Origin of the sequence: Phyllobacterium sp. (assembly GCF_037994405.1) — a bacterium.
Lineage (GTDB): Bacteria > Pseudomonadota > Alphaproteobacteria > Rhizobiales > Rhizobiaceae > Phyllobacterium.
On sequence record NZ_JBBNAN010000449.1, the window covers coordinates 34,792 to 53,152 of the forward strand.

Annotated in this window: 18 protein-coding genes; 12 read left to right on the forward strand and 6 right to left on the reverse strand. The window is 58.0% G+C overall.

Translation table 11 applies throughout. From position 1 onward, the window contains the following. Nucleotides 1-4: 4 nt before the first annotated feature. The 3 genes from AAAC48_RS24675 to AAAC48_RS24685 form a co-directional block, all read right to left on the reverse strand. Nucleotides 5-1,840 (reverse strand): monovalent cation:proton antiporter-2 (CPA2) family protein, encoded by a 1,836-nt coding sequence (locus AAAC48_RS24675; RefSeq protein ID WP_340656726.1) that lies wholly within the window; start codon nt 1,838-1,840, stop codon nt 5-7. A 98-nt stretch (nt 1,841-1,938) separates the two neighbouring features. Then, complete coding sequence (locus AAAC48_RS24680) at nt 1,939-2,790, reverse strand: amidohydrolase (RefSeq protein WP_340656727.1); 852 nt, start codon at nt 2,788-2,790, stop codon at nt 1,939-1,941. Nucleotides 2,791-2,807: 17 nt separating this feature from the next. Beyond that, nucleotides 2,808-3,611, reverse strand: a complete 804-nt coding sequence (locus tag AAAC48_RS24685; RefSeq protein ID WP_340656728.1) for an IclR family transcriptional regulator — start codon at nt 3,609-3,611, stop codon at nt 2,808-2,810. 172 nt (nt 3,612-3,783) lie between these two features. Between AAAC48_RS24685 and AAAC48_RS24690 the strand changes: the two genes are divergently transcribed. The 11 genes from AAAC48_RS24690 to AAAC48_RS24740 all read left to right on the forward strand — a co-directional run bounded on the left by AAAC48_RS24690 (nt 3,784) and on the right by AAAC48_RS24740 (nt 14,258). After that, nucleotides 3,784-5,100 (forward strand): sugar ABC transporter substrate-binding protein, encoded by a 1,317-nt coding sequence (locus AAAC48_RS24690; protein WP_340656729.1) that lies wholly within the window; start codon nt 3,784-3,786, stop codon nt 5,098-5,100. Between the two features lie 196 nt (nt 5,101-5,296). Beyond that, on the forward strand, nt 5,297-6,193 hold the full coding sequence (locus tag AAAC48_RS24695) for a sugar ABC transporter permease (protein WP_340656730.1): 897 nt from the start codon (nt 5,297-5,299) through the stop codon (nt 6,191-6,193). A 1-nt stretch (nt 6,194) separates the two neighbouring features. Continuing rightward, on the forward strand, nt 6,195-7,061 hold the full coding sequence (locus AAAC48_RS24700) for a carbohydrate ABC transporter permease (protein ID WP_340656731.1): 867 nt from the start codon (nt 6,195-6,197) through the stop codon (nt 7,059-7,061). A 3-nt stretch (nt 7,062-7,064) separates the two neighbouring features. After that, complete coding sequence (gene ugpC, locus AAAC48_RS24705) at nt 7,065-8,162, forward strand: sn-glycerol-3-phosphate ABC transporter ATP-binding protein UgpC (RefSeq protein ID WP_340656732.1); 1,098 nt, start codon at nt 7,065-7,067, stop codon at nt 8,160-8,162. A gap of 4 nt (nt 8,163-8,166) precedes the next feature. Continuing rightward, complete coding sequence (locus AAAC48_RS24710) at nt 8,167-9,279, forward strand: mandelate racemase/muconate lactonizing enzyme family protein (RefSeq protein ID WP_340656733.1); 1,113 nt, start codon at nt 8,167-8,169, stop codon at nt 9,277-9,279. Between the two features lie 4 nt (nt 9,280-9,283). Continuing rightward, nucleotides 9,284-9,613, forward strand: a complete 330-nt coding sequence (locus AAAC48_RS24715) for an L-rhamnose mutarotase (protein WP_340656734.1) — start codon at nt 9,284-9,286, stop codon at nt 9,611-9,613. Nucleotides 9,614-9,619: 6 nt separating this feature from the next. Next, the gene (locus AAAC48_RS24720) at nt 9,620-10,699 is read left to right on the forward strand and encodes a Gfo/Idh/MocA family oxidoreductase (protein ID WP_340656743.1); all 1,080 of its coding nucleotides are present in this window, start codon (nt 9,620-9,622) and stop codon (nt 10,697-10,699) included. Further along, entirely contained in the window at nt 10,700-11,170 is a 471-nt protein-coding gene (locus AAAC48_RS24725) for a MaoC/PaaZ C-terminal domain-containing protein (protein ID WP_340656735.1), read from the forward strand. Nucleotides 11,171-11,333: 163 nt separating this feature from the next. Next, nucleotides 11,334-12,068, forward strand: coding sequence for an SDR family oxidoreductase (locus AAAC48_RS24730; protein WP_340656736.1), 735 nt, complete (start codon nt 11,334-11,336; stop codon nt 12,066-12,068). A gap of 28 nt (nt 12,069-12,096) precedes the next feature. Continuing rightward, nucleotides 12,097-12,942, forward strand: a complete 846-nt coding sequence (locus AAAC48_RS24735) for a fumarylacetoacetate hydrolase family protein (RefSeq protein WP_340656737.1) — start codon at nt 12,097-12,099, stop codon at nt 12,940-12,942. A gap of 38 nt (nt 12,943-12,980) precedes the next feature. Continuing rightward, entirely contained in the window at nt 12,981-14,258 is a 1,278-nt protein-coding gene (locus tag AAAC48_RS24740) for an L-fuconate dehydratase (RefSeq protein WP_340656738.1), read from the forward strand. Nucleotides 14,259-14,530: 272 nt separating this feature from the next. On the opposite strand, the gene AAAC48_RS24745 is transcribed toward AAAC48_RS24740, so the two are convergent. The 3 genes from AAAC48_RS24745 to AAAC48_RS24755 form a co-directional block, all read right to left on the reverse strand. Then, complete coding sequence (locus tag AAAC48_RS24745) at nt 14,531-15,508, reverse strand: zinc-binding alcohol dehydrogenase family protein (protein WP_340656739.1); 978 nt, start codon at nt 15,506-15,508, stop codon at nt 14,531-14,533. Nucleotides 15,509-15,576: 68 nt separating this feature from the next. Beyond that, complete coding sequence (locus AAAC48_RS24750; RefSeq protein WP_340656740.1) at nt 15,577-16,134, reverse strand: ester cyclase; 558 nt, start codon at nt 16,132-16,134, stop codon at nt 15,577-15,579. A gap of 106 nt (nt 16,135-16,240) precedes the next feature. Further along, nucleotides 16,241-17,875 (reverse strand): ABC transporter substrate-binding protein, encoded by a 1,635-nt coding sequence (locus AAAC48_RS24755; RefSeq protein WP_340656741.1) that lies wholly within the window; start codon nt 17,873-17,875, stop codon nt 16,241-16,243. A 232-nt stretch (nt 17,876-18,107) separates the two neighbouring features. Here AAAC48_RS24755 and AAAC48_RS24760 point away from each other — a divergent pair. Beyond that, a partial coding sequence (locus tag AAAC48_RS24760; protein WP_340656742.1) for an AraC family ligand binding domain-containing protein occupies nt 18,108-18,361 on the forward strand: 254 nt, incomplete at its 3' end.

The following is an 18,361-nucleotide window of genomic DNA, read 5'->3' on the forward strand; positions in this document are numbered from 1 at the left end:
TTGTTCAATTTGCATCCGCGCGTTGCGGCGAAGGCAGGACGCTGGCGGTCTCTTCATTGAGCGCGCGGCCCGTCTGGCGCGGCTTGACCAGCGGCCCCGGTACCGGCGCGTTGCCCTTCATCAGGTCGCTGCCGGCCCGAATGCCGCCCGCGAGTTGCAGATCAAGCCGTTCGGCGTCACGCCGGCGCACGTCAGCTGCGATGTCGGCTGCTTCCTGCGGATCCACGCCAAGGCCGATCAAGGTGTTTTCGCCGAAGACCACTGCCGATTCGAATGTCTCGCGCATCTGATATTCCACACCGAGCTTGACGAGTTCGATTGTCGTGCCGCGATCATAGGCGCGCGCGTAGACCTGCACGAGCGGAAATTCGGACTTGACGAGAGCGGCGATGGTCAGAATGGTTTCAGCCTTGTCGACGCAGATGAGGACGGCCTGCGCCCGGCCAGCACCTGCCGCATGGAGAATGTCGAGGCGCGTGCCGTCGCCATAATAGACCTTGAAGCCGAACTGTGCCGCGGCCTGGATCATCTCGATGTCATTGTCGATGATGGAGATATCGACGCCGCGCAGCAGCAGGGGCTGACTTGATATCTGACCGAAACGGCCGAAACCGATGATCAGCACGCTGCCGGACAGGCCTTCGGCAATTTCGACACCCTCCAGCGCCTGCTCCTCTTTTGGCAGAAGGAGACGCAAGGCGAGAATGAACAGCGGCGTGAGCACCATCGAGAAGATGATGATAGCGGTCAGGATGGCATTGGCCTCGCCATCAAGAATGCCGACGGCGGTCGCGGTCGAATAGAGCACAAAGGCAAATTCACCGCCTTGCCCCATGATGACCGCTCGCTCGAGCGCTTCGCGATTGGAGGACTTGAGCAGCCGCGCCGCGATATAGATGCCGGCGCCCTTGACGATCTTGAAGGCGAGAACGTAGAACAGCACCGTATGCCAGTTCGCCGCGACAACGCTGAGGTCGAGCGACATGCCGACGGCAAGGAAGAACAGGCCAAGCAGAATGCCGCGGAATGGTTCGACATCGGCTTCGAGCTGATGGCGGAAGGTCGATTCAGACAGGAGCACGCCGGCGAGAAATGCGCCCATCGCCATCGAGAGGCCGCTGACCTGCATGACGAGCGCGGCACCCAGCACCACGAGAAGCGCGGCAGCCGTCATGACCTCACGGGCGCGCGACTGGGCGAGAAATCCGAACAGGGGATTGAGCAGGTACTTGCCCGCAAGGACAAGACCGACAATGGCGCCGATACCGATCCCCATATCGATCCAGTGCAGGCCGCCGGTCTCTGTCGTGCTCATCGGTGCAAGGAAGGCGACGAGGGCGAGGAGCGGAACAATCGCGAGATCCTCGAGCAGCAGGATCGACACGATGCGCTGGCCCTGCGGCGAAGCGATTTCGCCGCGCTCCTCTAGCAATTGCATGACGATGGCCGTTGATGTCAGGACGAAACCGGCGCCGGCCACGAACGACTGGGCAATCGGAAAGCCCGTCGCGATACCGACACTCGTCAAAAGCACGGCGCAGAGCCCGACCTGCAGTGCGCCAAGGCCGAAAATATCCTTGCGCAGACCCCAGAGCCTGGAAGGTTGCATTTCTAGTCCGATCAGGAACAGGAACATCACAATGCCGAGTTCCGCGACATGCAGGATCGTTTGCGGGTCGGTGAAGAATTTAAGGCCGAACGGACCGATCACGAGACCGGCCGCGAGATAGCCAAGGACAGAGCCGAGCCCCAGCCGTTTGAACAGCGGCACGGCGACGACCCCGGCGCCAAGCAGAACGACAACACTCAAAAGGTCGGGTCCGCTTACTTGCGCTGCCATTGTCGCTCCTGCCTATATTCGCTTGCTCTGATGTCAGAGGTAAAGCGGGAGGATGCTACAGGCAAGTCTATTCGGATGGGCGCGAGGGTTTGGTACGATTACGCCAAGTTCCAAATCCGCTTTGCGTTCGCTGAAAACAGCTTGGTCTTTTCACTGTCACTGCAGCCGGACAGCAGAGCGTGGGTTGCAGCAACCCAGGTGGCGAGACCACCGCCGAGCGTGCAGACCGGCCAGTCACTGCCCCAGACGAGGCGATCCCAGCCAAAACGTTCAATGACATGAAGCACGTAAGGTTCGAGGGTTTCGACCCGCCACGTCTGCGCATCAGCATAGGCGACGACACCGGATATCTTGGCAGTCACGTTTGGCCGCTTGGCGAGATCGGTGATCTTGCCACGCCAGTCGTCCAGGCCGTCGCCCTTGATATCGGGAACGCCACAATGGTCGAGTATAAACTGGACATCGGGGGCAAGGTCGGCGAGCGCGATGGCCTTGTCGATCTGCCTGGGCAGCACACAAAGGTCGAAGGTGTGGCGTGTACCTGCGAGCCGATTGATGTTCTCGCGGAACAGAGCGCTTTCCGACAGATCGTCCGGCATGACATGGAGCACGCGGCGAAATCCCTTTACAAAGGGATTGGCCTGCTGGCGCTCGAGGAAAGCGGCAAAGCCATCCTCTTCCGGACGGCAGGAGGCGATGGCGCCGGCGATCAGGTTACCCTCGCGAATTGCAAGGGTTGCGATGTAGTCCGACTCCGATTCAATATCGGAAGGCGCTACATCCACTTCCATGTGCAATGCCTGGGTGATGCCCGCGCGATGCGCTTGAAGCGCATATTCTTCATAGCGAAAGTCGCGGTTGAGGGCTACAACCCCCGACAGCCATGGATAGGACAGGGCTGACTGATCGATCAAATGTAGATGAGTGTCGATCATCGGCGTAAGTGACATGGTCGATCTTCCTCCGTTCAAGCTTGGCGAAGAACGCTCGAATGAATGACGTCGGCGCCGGCGAGTTGCGAGAGTTTTTGCGCAGTAGCAACGAGCATCTTGCGTGCATCATCGACACCCGGCGCATCAGGAATGTTGAGCAGCTGAATATAAGGACAGGTCAGTGCCGCAATGGCTCTTCCGTCAGGTCCAAGGACAGGTGCCGAGACGTTGAATACACCAGCGGTTTGCGCGCTAGGCATGATCTCATAGCCGCGTTCGCGGATCTGGTTCAGGCGCTCGCGGAAATCCGGCGGCTCCGCAACATCGTCGGCACGTTTTTCGGATTCGGCGATCATCAGGGCTCGTTCTTCGTCAGAGCGAAAAGCCAGCAGGACATGGCCGGACCCAGTGTTGAAAAGGCTGATATGTGAGCCCACCCGGATCGAAATGCCCCAATAGTCGGGCGCTTCCTGCTGGGCGATCACGACCGCTGCGCCGCGGTCAAAGACACTGAGCTGATTGGCCTGTTTCGAGAGGACGGCAAGGTCGCGCATCAACGGCGTCGCATAGGAGGCGAGGCGTCGAACAGGAGCGTGCAGTTGAGCCAGGCCGAACAGCTTCAATGTCAGTGAATAGCGGTCGCCTTCAAGCCGCGTGACATAGCCGCGGCGCACCAATCGGTCGAGCATGCGATAGAATTCATTGGGACTGCGGCCAAGAAACTTGGCGATTTCCGCCTGGGTCAGGCCGCCGTCGATACCGGAAAGAAGTTCCAGAATATCCAGTCCCTTATCGAGCGCCGGGGCGCGATACCGGTCGCTGTCGTCTTCTTCTGTCATGTGGATCTCCCCCTCAACGCGTATGCATATACGAAGATCATATTCGTAGGAAAGCAGTTTCCTTGCTTGACGGTCAAGTCTATTAATGTTTGTATATGAATGAAACGCCCATATGTGGGTATTCAAAATTGCGAGAACCAGGATCGGTGCTCGCCAAGGGGAGGAATTTTCAATGAAGAACCTGTTGGCCAGTGTTTCAGCTGGCGTGATTGCAATTCTCAGCGCGCAAGCTGCCTTTGCGGCAGATCTGCCGGGAAAATTCGAAGGCGTGACGATTGACGCCAAGCTTATTGGCGGCCAGCAATACGAGCCGCTCTACGAGCGCATCGGCGAATGGGAAAAACTTACCGGCGCCAAGGTCAATATCCTGTCGAAGAAGAATCACTTCGAACTCGACAAGGAGATCAAGTCGGACATTGCCTCGGGCAGCCTCAACTGGTGTGTCGGCTCGAATCATTCGTCCTTCGCCCCGCAATACCCGGGCATCTATACCGACCTGAACAAGATTATACCGGCCGAAGAGATTGCTGCGTTCGTCCCGACCAACATCAAATCGTCGACCCTTGATGGCAAGCTGATCATGCTGCCGCGCGCACAGTTCGACGTGTCGGCGCTTTATTATCAGAAGAGCCTCTATGAGGACGAGGGCAACAAGAAAGCCTTTAAGGAGAAGTACGGCTACGATCTGACCCCGCCGGACACCTGGCAGCAGGTCACCGACCAGGCGATGTTCTTCACCAAGGCGCCGGATTTCTACGGCACGCAGTTTGCCGGCAAGGAAGAGGCGATCAATGGCCGTTTCTATGAAATGGTGCTTGCGGAGGGCGGTGAATATATCGACGCTAAAGGCAAGCCCGCGTTCAATTCGGAAGCCGGTATCAAGGCGCTTGACTGGTTCGTCAATCTCTACAAGGCCAAGGCCGTTCCGGCTGGCACGACCAATTATCTCTGGGATGATCTTGGCCAGGGCTTCGCGTCAGGTTCCATCGCCATCAATCTGGACTGGCCGGGCTGGGCCAGCTTCTTCAATGATCCGAAATCGTCGAAGGTTGCCGGCAATGTCGGCGTGAAGGTCGCGCCGGCGGGCTCTTCAGGCAAGCGGACAGGCTGGTCCGGCCATCATGGCTTCTCGGTGACGGAAGCCTGCGCCCACAAGGATGCGGCCGCCTCCCTCGTCTGGTGGCTGACCAATGAGGACAGCCAGAAGCTCGAAGCCAAAGCCGGGCCTTTGCCAACGCGTACCGCCGTCTGGGCCTGGGACATCGAGCAGGCGAAGGGCGATCCCTACAAGACCGAAGTCCTCAACGCCTTCCAGGAAGAAGCGAAGAATGCATTCCCGGTTCCGCCGCTTGCCGAGTGGATCGAGATTTCCAATGCGGTCTATCCGGAGCTGCAGGCGGCCATTCTCGGCGACAAGACGTCGAAGGAGGCACTCGACACCGCCGCCAAAAAGGCGACCGAAATCCTGCAGGACGCCGGCAAGCTTTGATGGAATCGTCACCTCCTCCTCCCCTCCCCACAGTGGGGAGGGACGGACGGCAGGTCCGGGGAGAAGCATTTTTGTGACCAGCACGGCTGATCAATAAGAAATAAAACAGGTCCCCTCCCGGCTGCTCCGCGGCCTCCCTCCCCACAAGGGGAGGGTGGAGAGGCGGCAAAGCAGAGATCAAAGGCCAATATTTCAGATGAAATTTCCCAAGTTATCAGCGCCAACGCTCCTGCTGCTGCCCGCCATTGTCGTTCTTGCTGCGGTCATCGTGTTGCCGCTGGTGTTTTCGCTCTATTCCAGCTTCACGCCGTTCCGGCTGACCAAGCCTGAGTCGATCTGGGTCTTCATCGGCTTTCGCAATTATGTCAGTGTCTTGGCCAATCTCGAATTCTGGACTGCTTTCGGCCGGACGGTCCTGTTGTTGACCATCGCGCTGAACGCCGAAATGTTTCTCGGGCTGGGACTTGCCATGCTGGTCAACAAGGCGACGCGCGGCCAGCGCATCCTGCGCACGCTGATGATGTTTCCGATGATGTTCTCGCCGGTGCTTGTCGGCTTCCAGTTCAAGTTCCTGTTCAACGACAATATCGGCTTCGTCAACAATGCGCTGCAGTCACTGGGTCTCACGACAAGCGCCATCCCATGGCTCATCGATGGCAACCTGGCGCTGTTTTCGATCATCATTGCCGAAATCTGGTCGTCAACCGCCGTCTTCGCCATTCTGATCCTGGCCGGGCTGCTTGCCATGCCGCAGGAGCCCGTGGAAGCGGCGCGAGTTGACGGCTGCACGCCGTGGCAGACATTCCGCTACGTGACTTGGCCCTATCTGATGCCATTCGCCTTCATAGCCATGACGATCCGTTCGCTCGACGTGGCACGCGCCTATGACATCGTGAAGATCATGACCGATGGCGGGCCTGCCAAGCGAACCGAGCTTCTATGGACGCTGGTCGGAAGGACGGCCTATAGCGATGCACGCATGGGCCTTGCCAATGCGATGGCCTATATCTCCATCCTTTTGTCGATCCTGTTCACCGTATATTTCTTCAGAAAGCTTGCGGCCGCCCGCCAGCAAATCGGAGCGGAGTGGTAAGATGGACCAGAATAGTTCTCACCGTCTCAAACGCCGTGGCCTGAAAGTCCTGCACCTCATTGGACTATTCCTGGCGATGCTGGTCATCTGCCTGCCGGGTCTGTGGATTGTTCTCAGTTCGCTGCGGCCGACAGTCGAGATCATGGCAAAGCCGCCGGTGTGGATACCGCAGGACGTCTCCCTTGATGCCTACCGCGCCATGTTTGGTGGCGCCGGGCAAGGCGGCATCCCTGTCTGGGAGTATTTCCGCAACTCGCTGATCATCTCGATCACCTCGACAATCATCGCGCTCATCATTGGTATGGCCGGCGGCTATGCGTTTGCCCGCTACAAGTTCAAGGGCAAGTCCGGAATCTTCCTTGGCTTCATGCTGACACGCGCCGTCCCGGGTATCGCTCTTTCACTGCCGCTGTTCATGATCTTCGCCCGGGTCGGCATCATCGATACGCATTTCGCGATGATCCTCATCTATGTGGCACTCAACGTGCCGTTCACGATCTGGCTGATCGATGGTTTCTTCCGCCAGGTGCCGAAGGATCTGGCGGAAGCCGCACAGATCGATGGGTGCACGCGCTGGCAGGCGTTCTGGCAGGTGGAGTTTCCGCTGGCCGGGCCTGGTATCGCCTCGGCAGGTATTTTTGCCTTCCTCACTTCCTGGAATGAATATGCGCTGGCATCGCAGATCACCCGTTCGGTGAATTCGAAGACGCTGCCCGTCGGTCTTCTCGACTACACGTCGGAGTTCACCATCGACTGGCGCGGCATGTGCGCGCTGGCCGTCGTCATGATCATTCCGGCACTCACACTTACTTTCATCATCCAAAAGCATCTCGTGTCCGGACTGACGTTCGGCGCGGTGAAAGGTTAATCCATGGCTCCCGTAACACTGAAAAAGCTGGTCAAGCGCTATGGCAATGTCGATGTGGTCCATGGCATCGACCTCGACGTCAAGGATCGCGAGTTCATCGCGCTGGTCGGCCCGTCCGGCTGCGGCAAATCGACGACGCTGCGTATGATCGCCGGGCTCGAGGATATCAGCGACGGCGTTATCGAAATTGGCGGCAAGCCGGTAAATGACCTGCCGCCGCGCGCCCGCAATATCTCGATGGTGTTCCAGTCCTATGCTCTCTATCCGCACATGACCGTGCGCGAAAACATGGGGTTCTCGCTGAAGATCGGCAAAGTCGCACAAAGCGAGATCGACACGCGTGTGAACGAAGCCGCCGCAATTCTCGATCTGGACAAGTATATGGACCGGCGCCCGTCGCAGCTTTCCGGCGGCCAGCGCCAGCGCGTGGCGATGGGGCGCGCGATCGTGCGCAAGCCGGATGTGTTCCTGTTCGACGAACCACTATCCAACCTCGACGCGAAACTGCGCACGCAGGTCCGCACCGAGATCAAGCGCCTGCACGCCAAGGTACAATCGACAATGATCTATGTGACGCATGATCAGGTGGAGGCGATGACGTTGTCCGACCGCATCGTCATCATGCGCGATGGTCATATCGAACAGGTCGGCACGCCGGAAGAAGTGTTCAAGCGCCCGGCTACGCGCTTCGTCGCCGGTTTCATTGGTTCGCCGCCAATGAACCTGAATGAGGCGACGGTCGCCGATGGCAAGTTGATGTTTGCTGGGGGGCAGAGCCTGCCGCTGCCGATCGAATTTCGCAGCAAGGTTGCGGCGGGCGGCAAGGTCATCTTCGGCCTGCGCCCAGACGATATTTACCCGACCGGTCATGGCTTGAATTCCGGAGAGGCCACCGATGTCCACGAGATGGAGCTTCCCGTTGCGATCACCGAGCCGCTTGGCAATGAGACGCTGCTCTTTGTCACCATGGCACAGCGCGAATGGGTGTCGCGCATGCTCAATCCGCGTCCCATAGGCGCGGGCGAAATGGTAAAATTCAGTTTCGACCTGTCACAGGCGCACCTGTTCTCGCCCGAGACCGGTAAAACCTTGCGGAGTTAAAGCCATGGCAAAGATTGAAAGAGTCGAACTGCGCATGGTTGACCTGCCGCCGAAAGTGCTGCGCACCGATGCGATCCAGAGTTTTGTCAGCCAGGAAACCCCGATCGTCACGATCACTGACAGCGATGGTGCGGTGGGCGCCGGCTATAGCTATACGATCGGCACGGGCGGATCTTCTGTGATGCGGTTGCTCTCCGATCATCTGGCTCCGCGCCTGCTTGGCAAGGACGCGGATCAGATCGAAGCGATTTGGCGCGACCTCGAATTCGCCACCCATGCGACGACCATTGGTGCAATCACGGCGATTGCACTTGCCGCTGTCGATACGGCGCTCTGGGATTTGCGTGCGAAGAAGCAGAACCTGCCATTGTGGAAACTCGCAGGTGGGGCAAGGGATCGCTGCCCGCTCTATACGACAGAAGGCGGCTGGCTGCATATTGAAAAGCAGGCGCTGGTTGACGATGCACTGCAGGCGAAGGCCAAAAGCTTCAAGGGTGCCAAGGTCAAGATCGGTCGCCCGCACGGATCTGAGGATCTGGACCGTTTGTCGGCTGTGCGCGATGCGGTCGGTTCGGGTTTCGAGATCATGACCGACGCCAATCAGGGCTTTACGCTGGACGAGGCCATTCGCCGCTCGCAGGTCTTGCGCGATGTCGATCTGGCCTGGCTGGAAGAGCCGCTGCCCGCCGATGATATTGACGGGCATGTGCGTCTTTCAGCGGCGACGCAAACGCCGATCGCCATTGGCGAGTCGCTCTATTCCATCCGGCATTTCCGCGAATATATGCAAAAGCGGGCTTGCTCTATCGTACAGGTCGATGTCGGGCGCATTGGCGGCATCACGCCTTGGCTGAAGGTGGCGCATACCGCCGAGACCTTCGACATTCCTGTCTGCCCGCATTTCCTCATGGAGCTGCATGTCAGCCTTACCTGTGCCGTGCAGAACGGCAAATATGTCGAATATATCCCGCAGCTCGATGATCTCACCCAGACGCAGATGCGCATCGAAAATGGCTATGCCATCGCGCCTTCGCAACCGGGCATCGGTATCGACTGGGACTGGGGTGCGGTCAAGGCACGCAGCATCGATGAGTTCACCACCGAGATACGGAGCTGATGCGATGCAGCGTATGGGGATGATGGTCGGGCTGAACGCTGACAAGGTTGCCGAATACAAGCGCCTGCACGCGGCTGTATGGCCGGAAATCCTCGAGCTCATTTCGAGTTGCAATATCCGAAACTACACGATCTTCCTGCGCGAACCTGAGAACATCCTGTTCGGCACATGGGAATATCACGGCACGGACTTCGACGCCGACATGGCGAAGATGGCGACCAATCCGAAGAACAAGGAATGGTGGGCTGTGTGCATGCCATGCCAGGTACCGCTGGAATCCCGCGCGGCAAGTGAGTGGTGGGCGATGATGGAAGAAGTCTTCCATCTCGACTGATGAGGAATTGTTATGAGTTTTGATCCCGCATCCCTGCAGCAGAGCTGGCCCTTACCGGCGAAGCCACGACCGATCGTGACCTTCGGTGCTGGCAGCATTGTCGGCGACGCGCATTATCCGGCCTATCGCAAGGGCGGCTTCCCGATCGCCGGACTGTTCGATCCGGATCTGGCCAAAGCGCGGAAACTGGCCGAAGAGTGGGGCGCAACAGTCTATGCTTCAGCCGCTGAGGCTGCTGCGGTGGAGAACGCGATTTTTGATCTTGCGACGCCGCCAGCGCGTCATGCCGATATTCTAAAAGCCTTACCGGCAGGCTCGTTTGCGCTGATCCAGAAGCCAATGGGCAGCGACCTAAGGGAAGCGTCTGAAATTTTGCGGATTTGCCGCGATCGCAATATTACGGCCGCGGCGAACTTCCAATTGCGTTTTGCGCCGATGATGCTGGCCCTCAAGGATGCGATCGCACAAGGCTGGCTCGGCGAAGTGATCGACTTCGATGCCTGGCTGGCGCTCGATACACCGTGGTCGCTTTGGCCCTTCCTTTCCGACCTGCCACGTGTCGAAATCGCCATGCATTCGATCCATTATGTCGATCTCATCCGGCAAATCCTCGGCAATCCACTGGGCGTGCATGCCAAGACGCTCGGCCACCCTGGCCACAAGGTGGCGCAGACGCGGACGAGTGCAATCCTGGATTATGGCGACAGGGTGCGCTGTTCGCTGTCGGTCAATCACGACCACAAGTTCGGCCGCAAGTTTCAGGCGTGCGAGTTCCGTATCGGCGGCACGGAAGGCGCGGCCTATGTGAAACTCGGCGTCAATCTCGACTATCCGCGCGGCGAACCCGACGAGCTGATGATCTATCCGAAGGGCGGTTCCGATTGGATCAATGTTCCGCTGAAGGGAGCGTGGTTCCCCGATGCCTTTGTCGGGCGCATGGCCAATCTGCAGCGCTTCGCCAGTGGCGAGGATACAGAGCTGGTGAGTTCTGTCGAGGACGCCTGGCACACCATGGCGCTGGTCGAGGCCGCTTACCAATCCAGTGCGGCGCCGGCAACGCCACTCGCAAAGAAGCCGGAGGCCTGAATGTCGGAACGATCAATCTATTTCGAAGACTATGAGCTCGGGCATGTGCGGGTAACGACGGGCCGCACGATAACTGAGACAGATTTCGTCGTCCATGCCGGCCATACGGGCGATTTCTTCCCCCATCATATGGATGCGGAATTCGCCAAGACGACACCATTCGGCCAGCGTGTCGCCCATGGCACGATGATCTTCTCCATCGGCGTCGGCCTGACGGCAAGTCTGATCAATCCGGTAGCATTTTCCTATGGCTATGACCGGCTGCGTTTCGTCAGGCCGGTTTTCATCGGCGATACAATCCGCACGCGCGTCACCATCAGCGCCAAGGAAGACGATCCGAAACGTCCGGAGAGTGGCCGCGTGGTCGAGCGCTGCGAGGTCATCAATCAACGCGACGAGGTGGTCCTCGCTGCCGATCATATTCTGATTGCCGAGCGCAATACTGATAGACCTTTGATAACTCCACCCTGACGGGCATCTGATGCGATTTTCTACGCTTCCGGTGCTCATGGACGAAAATGTCCACTGCGCTCCGGTTCTCGAAAACCACACCATCTGCCGCATCAGGCTGGGTTCTCAAAAGGTCTCACAAGGTGCATGACTGGCGTTGTGAAATGTCGAATGGAGATTTGAAATGACTGGTAAGCTTGAAGGCAAGCGCGTTCTGATTACAGCAGCAGGGCAGGGTATCGGCCGGGCGTCGGCTCTAGCTTTTGCACGCGAAGGCGCGATTGTTCATGCGACGGATATCAACCAGCAGTTGCTCGACGCGCTGCCGAAGGACGCCGGCATCCAGCCGCGCAAGCTCGATGTGCTTAAGACCGATGAAGTCAATCAGGTGATGAGCGAGATTGGCGCGATTGATGTCCTGTTCAACTGCGCCGGGTTCGTCCATGGCGGCTCAATTCTGGAAATGCCCGACGCGGATCTGGATTTTGCGCTCGATCTTAATGTCCGCGCCATGATCCGCACCATAAGGGCGGTTCTGCCGGGCATGATCGAGCGCAGGGATGGTGCGATCATCAACATGTCCTCGGTTGCCAGCAGCGTGAAGGGCGTACCGAACCGCTTCGCCTATGGTGTAACCAAAGCTGCGGTTCTTGGGCTCACCAAGGCGGTCGCGGCCGATTACATCACGCAGGGTATCCGCTGCAATGCGATCTGCCCCGGCACGGTCGAGAGTCCGTCGCTAGAGCAGCGCATGCGCGCTGGTGGCGACTATGAGGCGGCGCGCGCTGCCTTCATCGCGCGTCAGCCCATGGGCCGTCTTGGCTTGCCGGAAGAAATCGCTGACCTTGCCGTCTATCTTGCAGGCGCAACCTATACCACGGGTCAGGCCTATAACATTGATGGCGGCTGGACGGTTTGAGTCTCCAAATACTTGGAAGGAATAGACAATGAAGTTTCTACGCTTTGGCGAGCCGGGACAGGAGAATCCGGGCGTTCTCGATGCCAAGGGGCAAATCCGCGATCTGTCTGGCAAGGTGGGCGATCTTTCTGGCGCGGTGCTCGATCCGGATGCGCTGGCCAAGCTCGGCGACCTGGACGTCGAGAGCCTGCCTGTTGTCAGCGGCAATCGGCGTCTTGGACCGTGTATAACGGGCATCGGCAAATTCATCTGCATCGGCCTTAATTATGCGGATCATGCTGCGGAATCCGGCATGGCCGTTCCGCCCGAACCGGTCATCTTCATGAAGGCGACATCGGCAATCGTCGGTCCAAATGACGATCTGGTCATTCCGCGCGGTGCAGAGAAGACCGATTGGGAAGTCGAGCTTGGTGTCGTGATTGGCCGAACCGCGAAATATGTGACTGAGGCCGAGGCGCTGGATTATGTGGCAGGCTACTGCACTGTGCATGACGTCAGCGAGCGCGCATTCCAGACCGAGCGTGCCGGTCAGTGGACCAAGGGCAAGAGCTGCGACACGTTCGGCCCGACCGGCCCATGGCTGGTCACCAAGGATGAGGTTGCCGACCCGCAAAACCTTGCCATGTGGCTGACGGTGAACGGCGAAACCATGCAGAATGGCTCGACCAAAACCATGGTCTACGGCGTTGCCTTCCTTGTCTCCTATCTCAGCCAGTTCATGAGCCTGCAGCCCGGTGACATCATCTCCACCGGCACACCTCCCGGCGTTGGAATGGGCATGAAGCCGCCGCGTTATCTCAAGGCTGGCGATGTTGTCGAACTCGGCATTGAAGGCCTGGGCACCCAGAAACAGGTGACGCGCGCCGACATTTAAGCGCGCCGCACCTTAACAACATATACATGAGGCATATTGTGACCCGCATCACCGATCTTCGCGTTTTTGACATCCGCTTTCCTACTTCGCAAGGCCTCGACGGGTCGGATGCGATGAATCCGGATCCGGATTATTCGGCGGCCTATGTCGTCCTAGACACGGATGCGGATGGTCTTGCCGGTCACGGCCTTACCTTTACCATCGGGCGCGGCAACGAAATCTGCTGCCTCGCGATCGAAGCGATGAAGCATCTCGTCATTGGCCTTGAGCTGGATTGGATCAAGGAAAACCCAGGCCGCTTCTGGCATTTCATTACCGGCGATAGCCAGTTGCGCTGGATTGGTCCGGACAAGGGCGCAATGCATCTTGCCACCGGCGCCGTGGTCAATGCGGTGTGGGACCTGTTTGCGAAGGAAGCGAAGAAGCCAGTCTGGCAGCTTGTCGGTGAGATGACGCCGGAGGAGATCGTCAACATCGTCGATTTCCGCTATCTGACCGATGTCCTGACGCGCGATGAAGCGCTGGCGATCCTGCGCAAGGCCGAGAACGGCAAGAAGGAACGGATCGCGACGCTGAAGGCAGAAGGCTATCCCTGCTATACGACCTCGGCCGGCTGGCTTGGTTATTCTGATGAAAAGTTGCGCCGCCTTTGCCAGGAAGCGGTGGATTCGGGCTTCAACCATATCAAGATGAAAGTCGGCCGTGACCTTGAAGACGATATTCGCCGCCTAACGATCGCCCGTGAGGTGATCGGACCGGATCGCATCCTGATGATCGATGCCAATCAGGTTTGGGAAGTCAATGAGGCGATCGACTGGGTGAAGCAGCTTGTTTTCGTCAAGCCGTTCTTCATCGAAGAACCCACGAGCCCTGATGACGTCGCCGGCCATCGCAAGATTCGCCAGGCTATCAGCCCGGTGAAAGTTGCCACCGGCGAGATGTGCCAGAACCGCATCATGTTCAAGCAGTTCATCGCCGAAGGCGCCATCGATGTCGTGCAGATTGATTCCTGCCGCATGGGCGGACTGAATGAGGTGCTGGCGGTGCTGTTGATTGCGGCGAAGTACGATCTGCCCGTCTGGCCGCATGCAGGCGGTGTTGGCCTGTGCGAATATGTGCAGCACCTGTCGATGATTGACTATGTGGCGGTCTCGGGCACGAAAGAGGGCAGGGTGATCGAATATGTCGATCACCTGCACGAACATTTCGTCGATCCATGCGATATCAGGAATGCCGCCTATATGCCGCCATCTCTTCCAGGCTTCTCAATCGAAATGAAGCCGGAGTCCATCAAGCAGTATCTGTATAAGGCCTAGGGTTAGGACCTATTAGCTGTCTGATTGTGAGACCTCATTGGCATAATACAGGATTTCATCGACCTTTGGCATCAGGTCATTGCTGTCGACGGGCTTGTAGCGCGGGTTTGCCAGCCGGCCGCTTGCCTCCAGCGACTTATTGATGCTGGCTAACCCACTATTAATTGTATTCAAGCTGTTCGGCCTGGAGCCTCAAGACGGTAGCCATCGCCTGCTCGTACCAGCCAAGTAGAGCCCGACGTCGCATTTTTGGCTCCACCCCTTGCCCGTGATCACGTCACGATAACGATCTTGCCACCGGCCGTGTCCTCTTCCATTTCGCTGTGAGCCTCGACGATGTCGTCGATACCGAAGATCTTGCCGATGGGCGGCTTGAATCGGCCCGCCTCGACTTCTTCGATGATCTCCTGCAGGGGAGTGGACACAAAATCGTCTGCGCCGCCGGAATAGGTCGTCAGGTTCACCGTCGACGGAATTACATCCATCGGACTGAACCGCTCGTATTCCCATGCATCGCCGACCATGCCAGCCATGCAGACCGCGCCGCCTTTAGCGGCACAGCCAAGGCTATCAGTCAATGTCGTGGTGCCGACGAGTTCAAGCACCTTGTGAACGCCGTTGGGATAGATGTTCCGCACTGCTTTCGCTATCTCGCCCGTGTCGATCACCACATGATCGGCACCGTTCGCCAAGAGCATCTCGCGCCGATCACCGCGCCGGGTGGTGGCGACAACACGCAATCCGCGACGCTTTGCGAGAATGGCGGCCGTTAGGCCTACCGATGTGGTCCCACCGCGGATCAGAAAGGTTTCCCCAGTCTTGATATGCAGCGCGCTTTCAAGCGCACCCCAAGCGGTCTGCACCATCTCGGGTAGGGATCCGAGAACTTCCCAGGCGAGGTCGGTTTTCAAGCGCATGACGTTTGCGGCGGGCACCAAGGTGAATTCGGCATAACCGCCATCGAATGCACGGCCCATGCCACCCATGGCCGAGGCGACGACTTCTCCCTCGGCGAACTCTCCCCCTGGAGCTTCAACGACAGTGCCGACAGCCTCGATGCCGAGGATTCGCGGGAAGGCGACACTGGGAGAATGGCCCTGCCGAGTGAAAAGTTCAGATCGATTCAACCCGAAAGCCCCAACACGGATAAGGACCCAACCGTCCCTTGCCGCCGGTACGGGGCGTTGTTCGATCTTCAGAACCTCGGGGGGACCGGCCTGGTGGATAACAACGGCTTTCATCATAGTCATGAACTGGCTCCATGGCTCCGTTACTTTAGGTGGCGGCCAAACTCATGCGCGCCGAAGCCCGCGGCCACTTAATGAGGCAAGGCACCGATCTGCTGCATCAAGCCGAGTAAATCGGGCTGACCATATTCCTGTACGATCTGGCCATCGCACAAGTGATAGATGTTCAGCGCCTGAACGGCGATCTGCTTTCCGGTGGCAGGTACGCCAAAAAAGGTTCCTTTGTGCGTGCCATACATCATGAACCGGGCAGCGACCTTGTTGGGTTCGACGACCGCTTCTTCCAGTTTCCAATGAATGTCCGGGAAGCCGCTGCGCATCATTTGGATAATGGCCATGTAGCCTTCAGGACCTTTGACGGGATCGGGGCGACCCGGCACGTAGAAAATCGCCTGCTTTGAAACAAGTTCCTCGGCCATTTTTTCGTCCGCGGTGTTAATGAAGTCGACAAATCGGTTCATTAGCCGTTTGTTGGCTTCAATCGCGTTGGCGGGGAGCGCCTTTTGTTTGCAAATGACCGCCGGCGTCGCTTCGCCCTGGGCGCGCGCAGGCTGGCCTGTCGCCATCCCGCCGACGGAGGCGAGAATCGCCATGAGGGCAAGAGGCCTAAGATGTGATGGTGTGGTCATCAGTTTCGTTCCTTAATTGCGAGCGTGCGACGCGAGGTATCGAGCATCGGGCACACGCCCGACCTAGCGCATTCCACGCATGGCTATTTTGCGTGCGTCGATCAAATTACCCCTTGGAAGCGCGATCGAGAAAGATTTGCCCCATCGCCGTCAGGCTGACACCGGAAACATCCTTTCTGGTCGCACCGAGATAGTCCAGGAAGTAACCAAAAATCACCGGCGTCTCTTCGAGCAGCAGTTTCTGGATTTTGCCGGCTTCGGCCTTCTGCGCATCGGGATCGAGCGCACCGATATAACCAGCTACGAGTTGGTCATACGACTTGTTCTTGAAGTGCGCCGAGTTCCAGGTGCCGTCGCTTTTCAAGGGAGCGGTCAGGTAGACATTCGGCACCCCGCGGTGACCATAGTCCGTAATCCCCATGGGCGAATCCAGCCACTGCGACTTGCCGTAGACCGCATCGCCATAATAGGCGGCGGAATCAATAATGTTGAGATCCATCTCGATGCCAATTTCCTTGACGGCGTTCTGAATCAACTCGGCATACTCAGGAATATCCTGAAAACGCTGGGTGGTCAGTGTGACCTTGGTACCCGTTTTCCAACCAGCAGCGGCGAGCAATTCCTTTGCGTGGGAGAGATCCTGGGCTCTCTGAGGGACCGACGCGTCCGTCGACGGATATACCGGCGCGAAAGGGCTGTCGTTTCCAAGAGTCGCAAGCCCGCGGCGCAAGCCTTTAACGAGCTTCTGGCGATCGATAGCAAGTACAACAGCACGTCTCACACGCGGATCCTTGAAAGGCTCCACATCGGTGCGCATGTGAACCTGATAATGTGTCGCCGACTTGATGCTCAACATCGCGACGTCGGGATTGGTCATGAGGCTTACCGATGCAAGCACAGGCAATTGGTTGACGACGTCGACCTCGCCAGCCTGTAGCGCGATGATCTGCGGCTGGACATCGTCGAAGAAAACGAACTCAGTCCTAGCCGGAAGCGCTTTTTCACCCCAATACTCTTCATTGCGCACGAAAGTCGCGCCAACTTTTGGCGTGTAGGTCTCAAGCTTGAACGGCCCGGTACCGACGAAGTCCATTTCGAAATCGCCAGCGTAGGCTGGCAGGATGATGGCATTGTAATTATCGGAAGAAACCAGATAGGGGAAATTGCCGTTCTGCGCATCAAGATGGAAGGCGACAGTATGATCGTCCACCTTCCTGGTCCCGCCCTTGGAAAGCACGCCGGCAAATACCGAAAGCGCGTTTGATGGATTCTTTGGATTGGCGAGACGATCGATCGATGCAACGACATCATCAGCCGTCATTTCTGCGCCCGAGTGGAATTTGACGCCTCGACGAAGCTTGAAGGTCCAAACAAGGCCCTTCTCATCTGAGGACCACGACTCCGCAAGCATCGGCCTGAGCACGAGGTCCTGACCGTCCATGCAGAGGAACTCGCCCGTCTGACTGATCATGACAAGGCCACCAACATCGGGGACCGTCACAGGATCTATCGCGCCCGTCGGCGTGCTGCAGGCGACCTTGATGGTTGCGCCCGGCGCCCCTTCGGCACGAGCGAGCGAGGGCGTGAAGCTGAGACCCGCGGCGAACCCGATCTGACCGAGTAGTGGCAACGACAAACCGAGCACGCTGCCATGACGCAGGAATTCGCGGCGACCAATGCGGCCATCGACCAAGCCGTCGATCAGGTGATTTTCGATGGCGCCGCGATCGCGGCGTAACAAGTCAAGAAGTCGAAGGTTTCGCAAGTTTGTCCCTATCTTTGATATCGATGTTCAAGGGCCGTTGCATATCTCGCCCATTCGACAGGCGTCCCATGGGCAGGGGCGGCGGGAGCCATCTTTCAGGAACCTCACTGCATTAGCGGCCGTAGTTTCGGATGACTTCATCGAATGGTAGTTATATGCACATCTGATGCATTTTCTATGGTCAATCCATGCCCCAGCATGGTAAATAATGGACAAATCTGTGGCCCTTCATCGCGGCTCCAATATTGAGCATCGTAAGTATGATCCCTCGGGCTCTTATCCCTTCGGTGTCGAAATTGTCTCCATGTTTGATCTCAAGCAGCGAACCGGGAAAACCCATCTCTCCCGTGTGCATTGTATTGAGTTCCATATGCTCATTTTGGTCACTCGAGGTGAATGCACTCACGTCATCGATTTCGAGGCGGTGCGATGTCGGGTTGGTTCGCTGATCCTGCTGAAACC

Coding starts and splice junctions, on each gene's coding strand:
- AAAC48_RS24675 (WP_340656726.1), bottom strand. CDS start 1,840: ATGGCAGCGCAAGTAAGCGGACCCGACCTTTTGAGTGTTGTCGTTCTG.
- AAAC48_RS24680 (WP_340656727.1), bottom strand. CDS start 2,790: ATGTCACTTACGCCGATGATCGACACTCATCTACATTTGATCGATCAG.
- AAAC48_RS24685 (WP_340656728.1), bottom strand. CDS start 3,611: ATGACAGAAGAAGACGACAGCGACCGGTATCGCGCCCCGGCGCTCGAT.
- AAAC48_RS24690 (WP_340656729.1), top strand. CDS start 3,784: ATGAAGAACCTGTTGGCCAGTGTTTCAGCTGGCGTGATTGCAATTCTC.
- AAAC48_RS24695 (WP_340656730.1), top strand. CDS start 5,297: ATGAAATTTCCCAAGTTATCAGCGCCAACGCTCCTGCTGCTGCCCGCC.
- AAAC48_RS24700 (WP_340656731.1), top strand. CDS start 6,195: ATGGACCAGAATAGTTCTCACCGTCTCAAACGCCGTGGCCTGAAAGTC.
- ugpC (WP_340656732.1), top strand. CDS start 7,065: ATGGCTCCCGTAACACTGAAAAAGCTGGTCAAGCGCTATGGCAATGTC.
- AAAC48_RS24710 (WP_340656733.1), top strand. CDS start 8,167: ATGGCAAAGATTGAAAGAGTCGAACTGCGCATGGTTGACCTGCCGCCG.
- AAAC48_RS24715 (WP_340656734.1), top strand. CDS start 9,284: ATGCAGCGTATGGGGATGATGGTCGGGCTGAACGCTGACAAGGTTGCC.
- AAAC48_RS24725 (WP_340656735.1), top strand. CDS start 10,700: ATGTCGGAACGATCAATCTATTTCGAAGACTATGAGCTCGGGCATGTG.
- AAAC48_RS24730 (WP_340656736.1), top strand. CDS start 11,334: ATGACTGGTAAGCTTGAAGGCAAGCGCGTTCTGATTACAGCAGCAGGG.
- AAAC48_RS24735 (WP_340656737.1), top strand. CDS start 12,097: ATGAAGTTTCTACGCTTTGGCGAGCCGGGACAGGAGAATCCGGGCGTT.
- AAAC48_RS24745 (WP_340656739.1), bottom strand. CDS start 15,508: ATGACTATGATGAAAGCCGTTGTTATCCACCAGGCCGGTCCCCCCGAG.
- AAAC48_RS24750 (WP_340656740.1), bottom strand. CDS start 16,134: ATGACCACACCATCACATCTTAGGCCTCTTGCCCTCATGGCGATTCTC.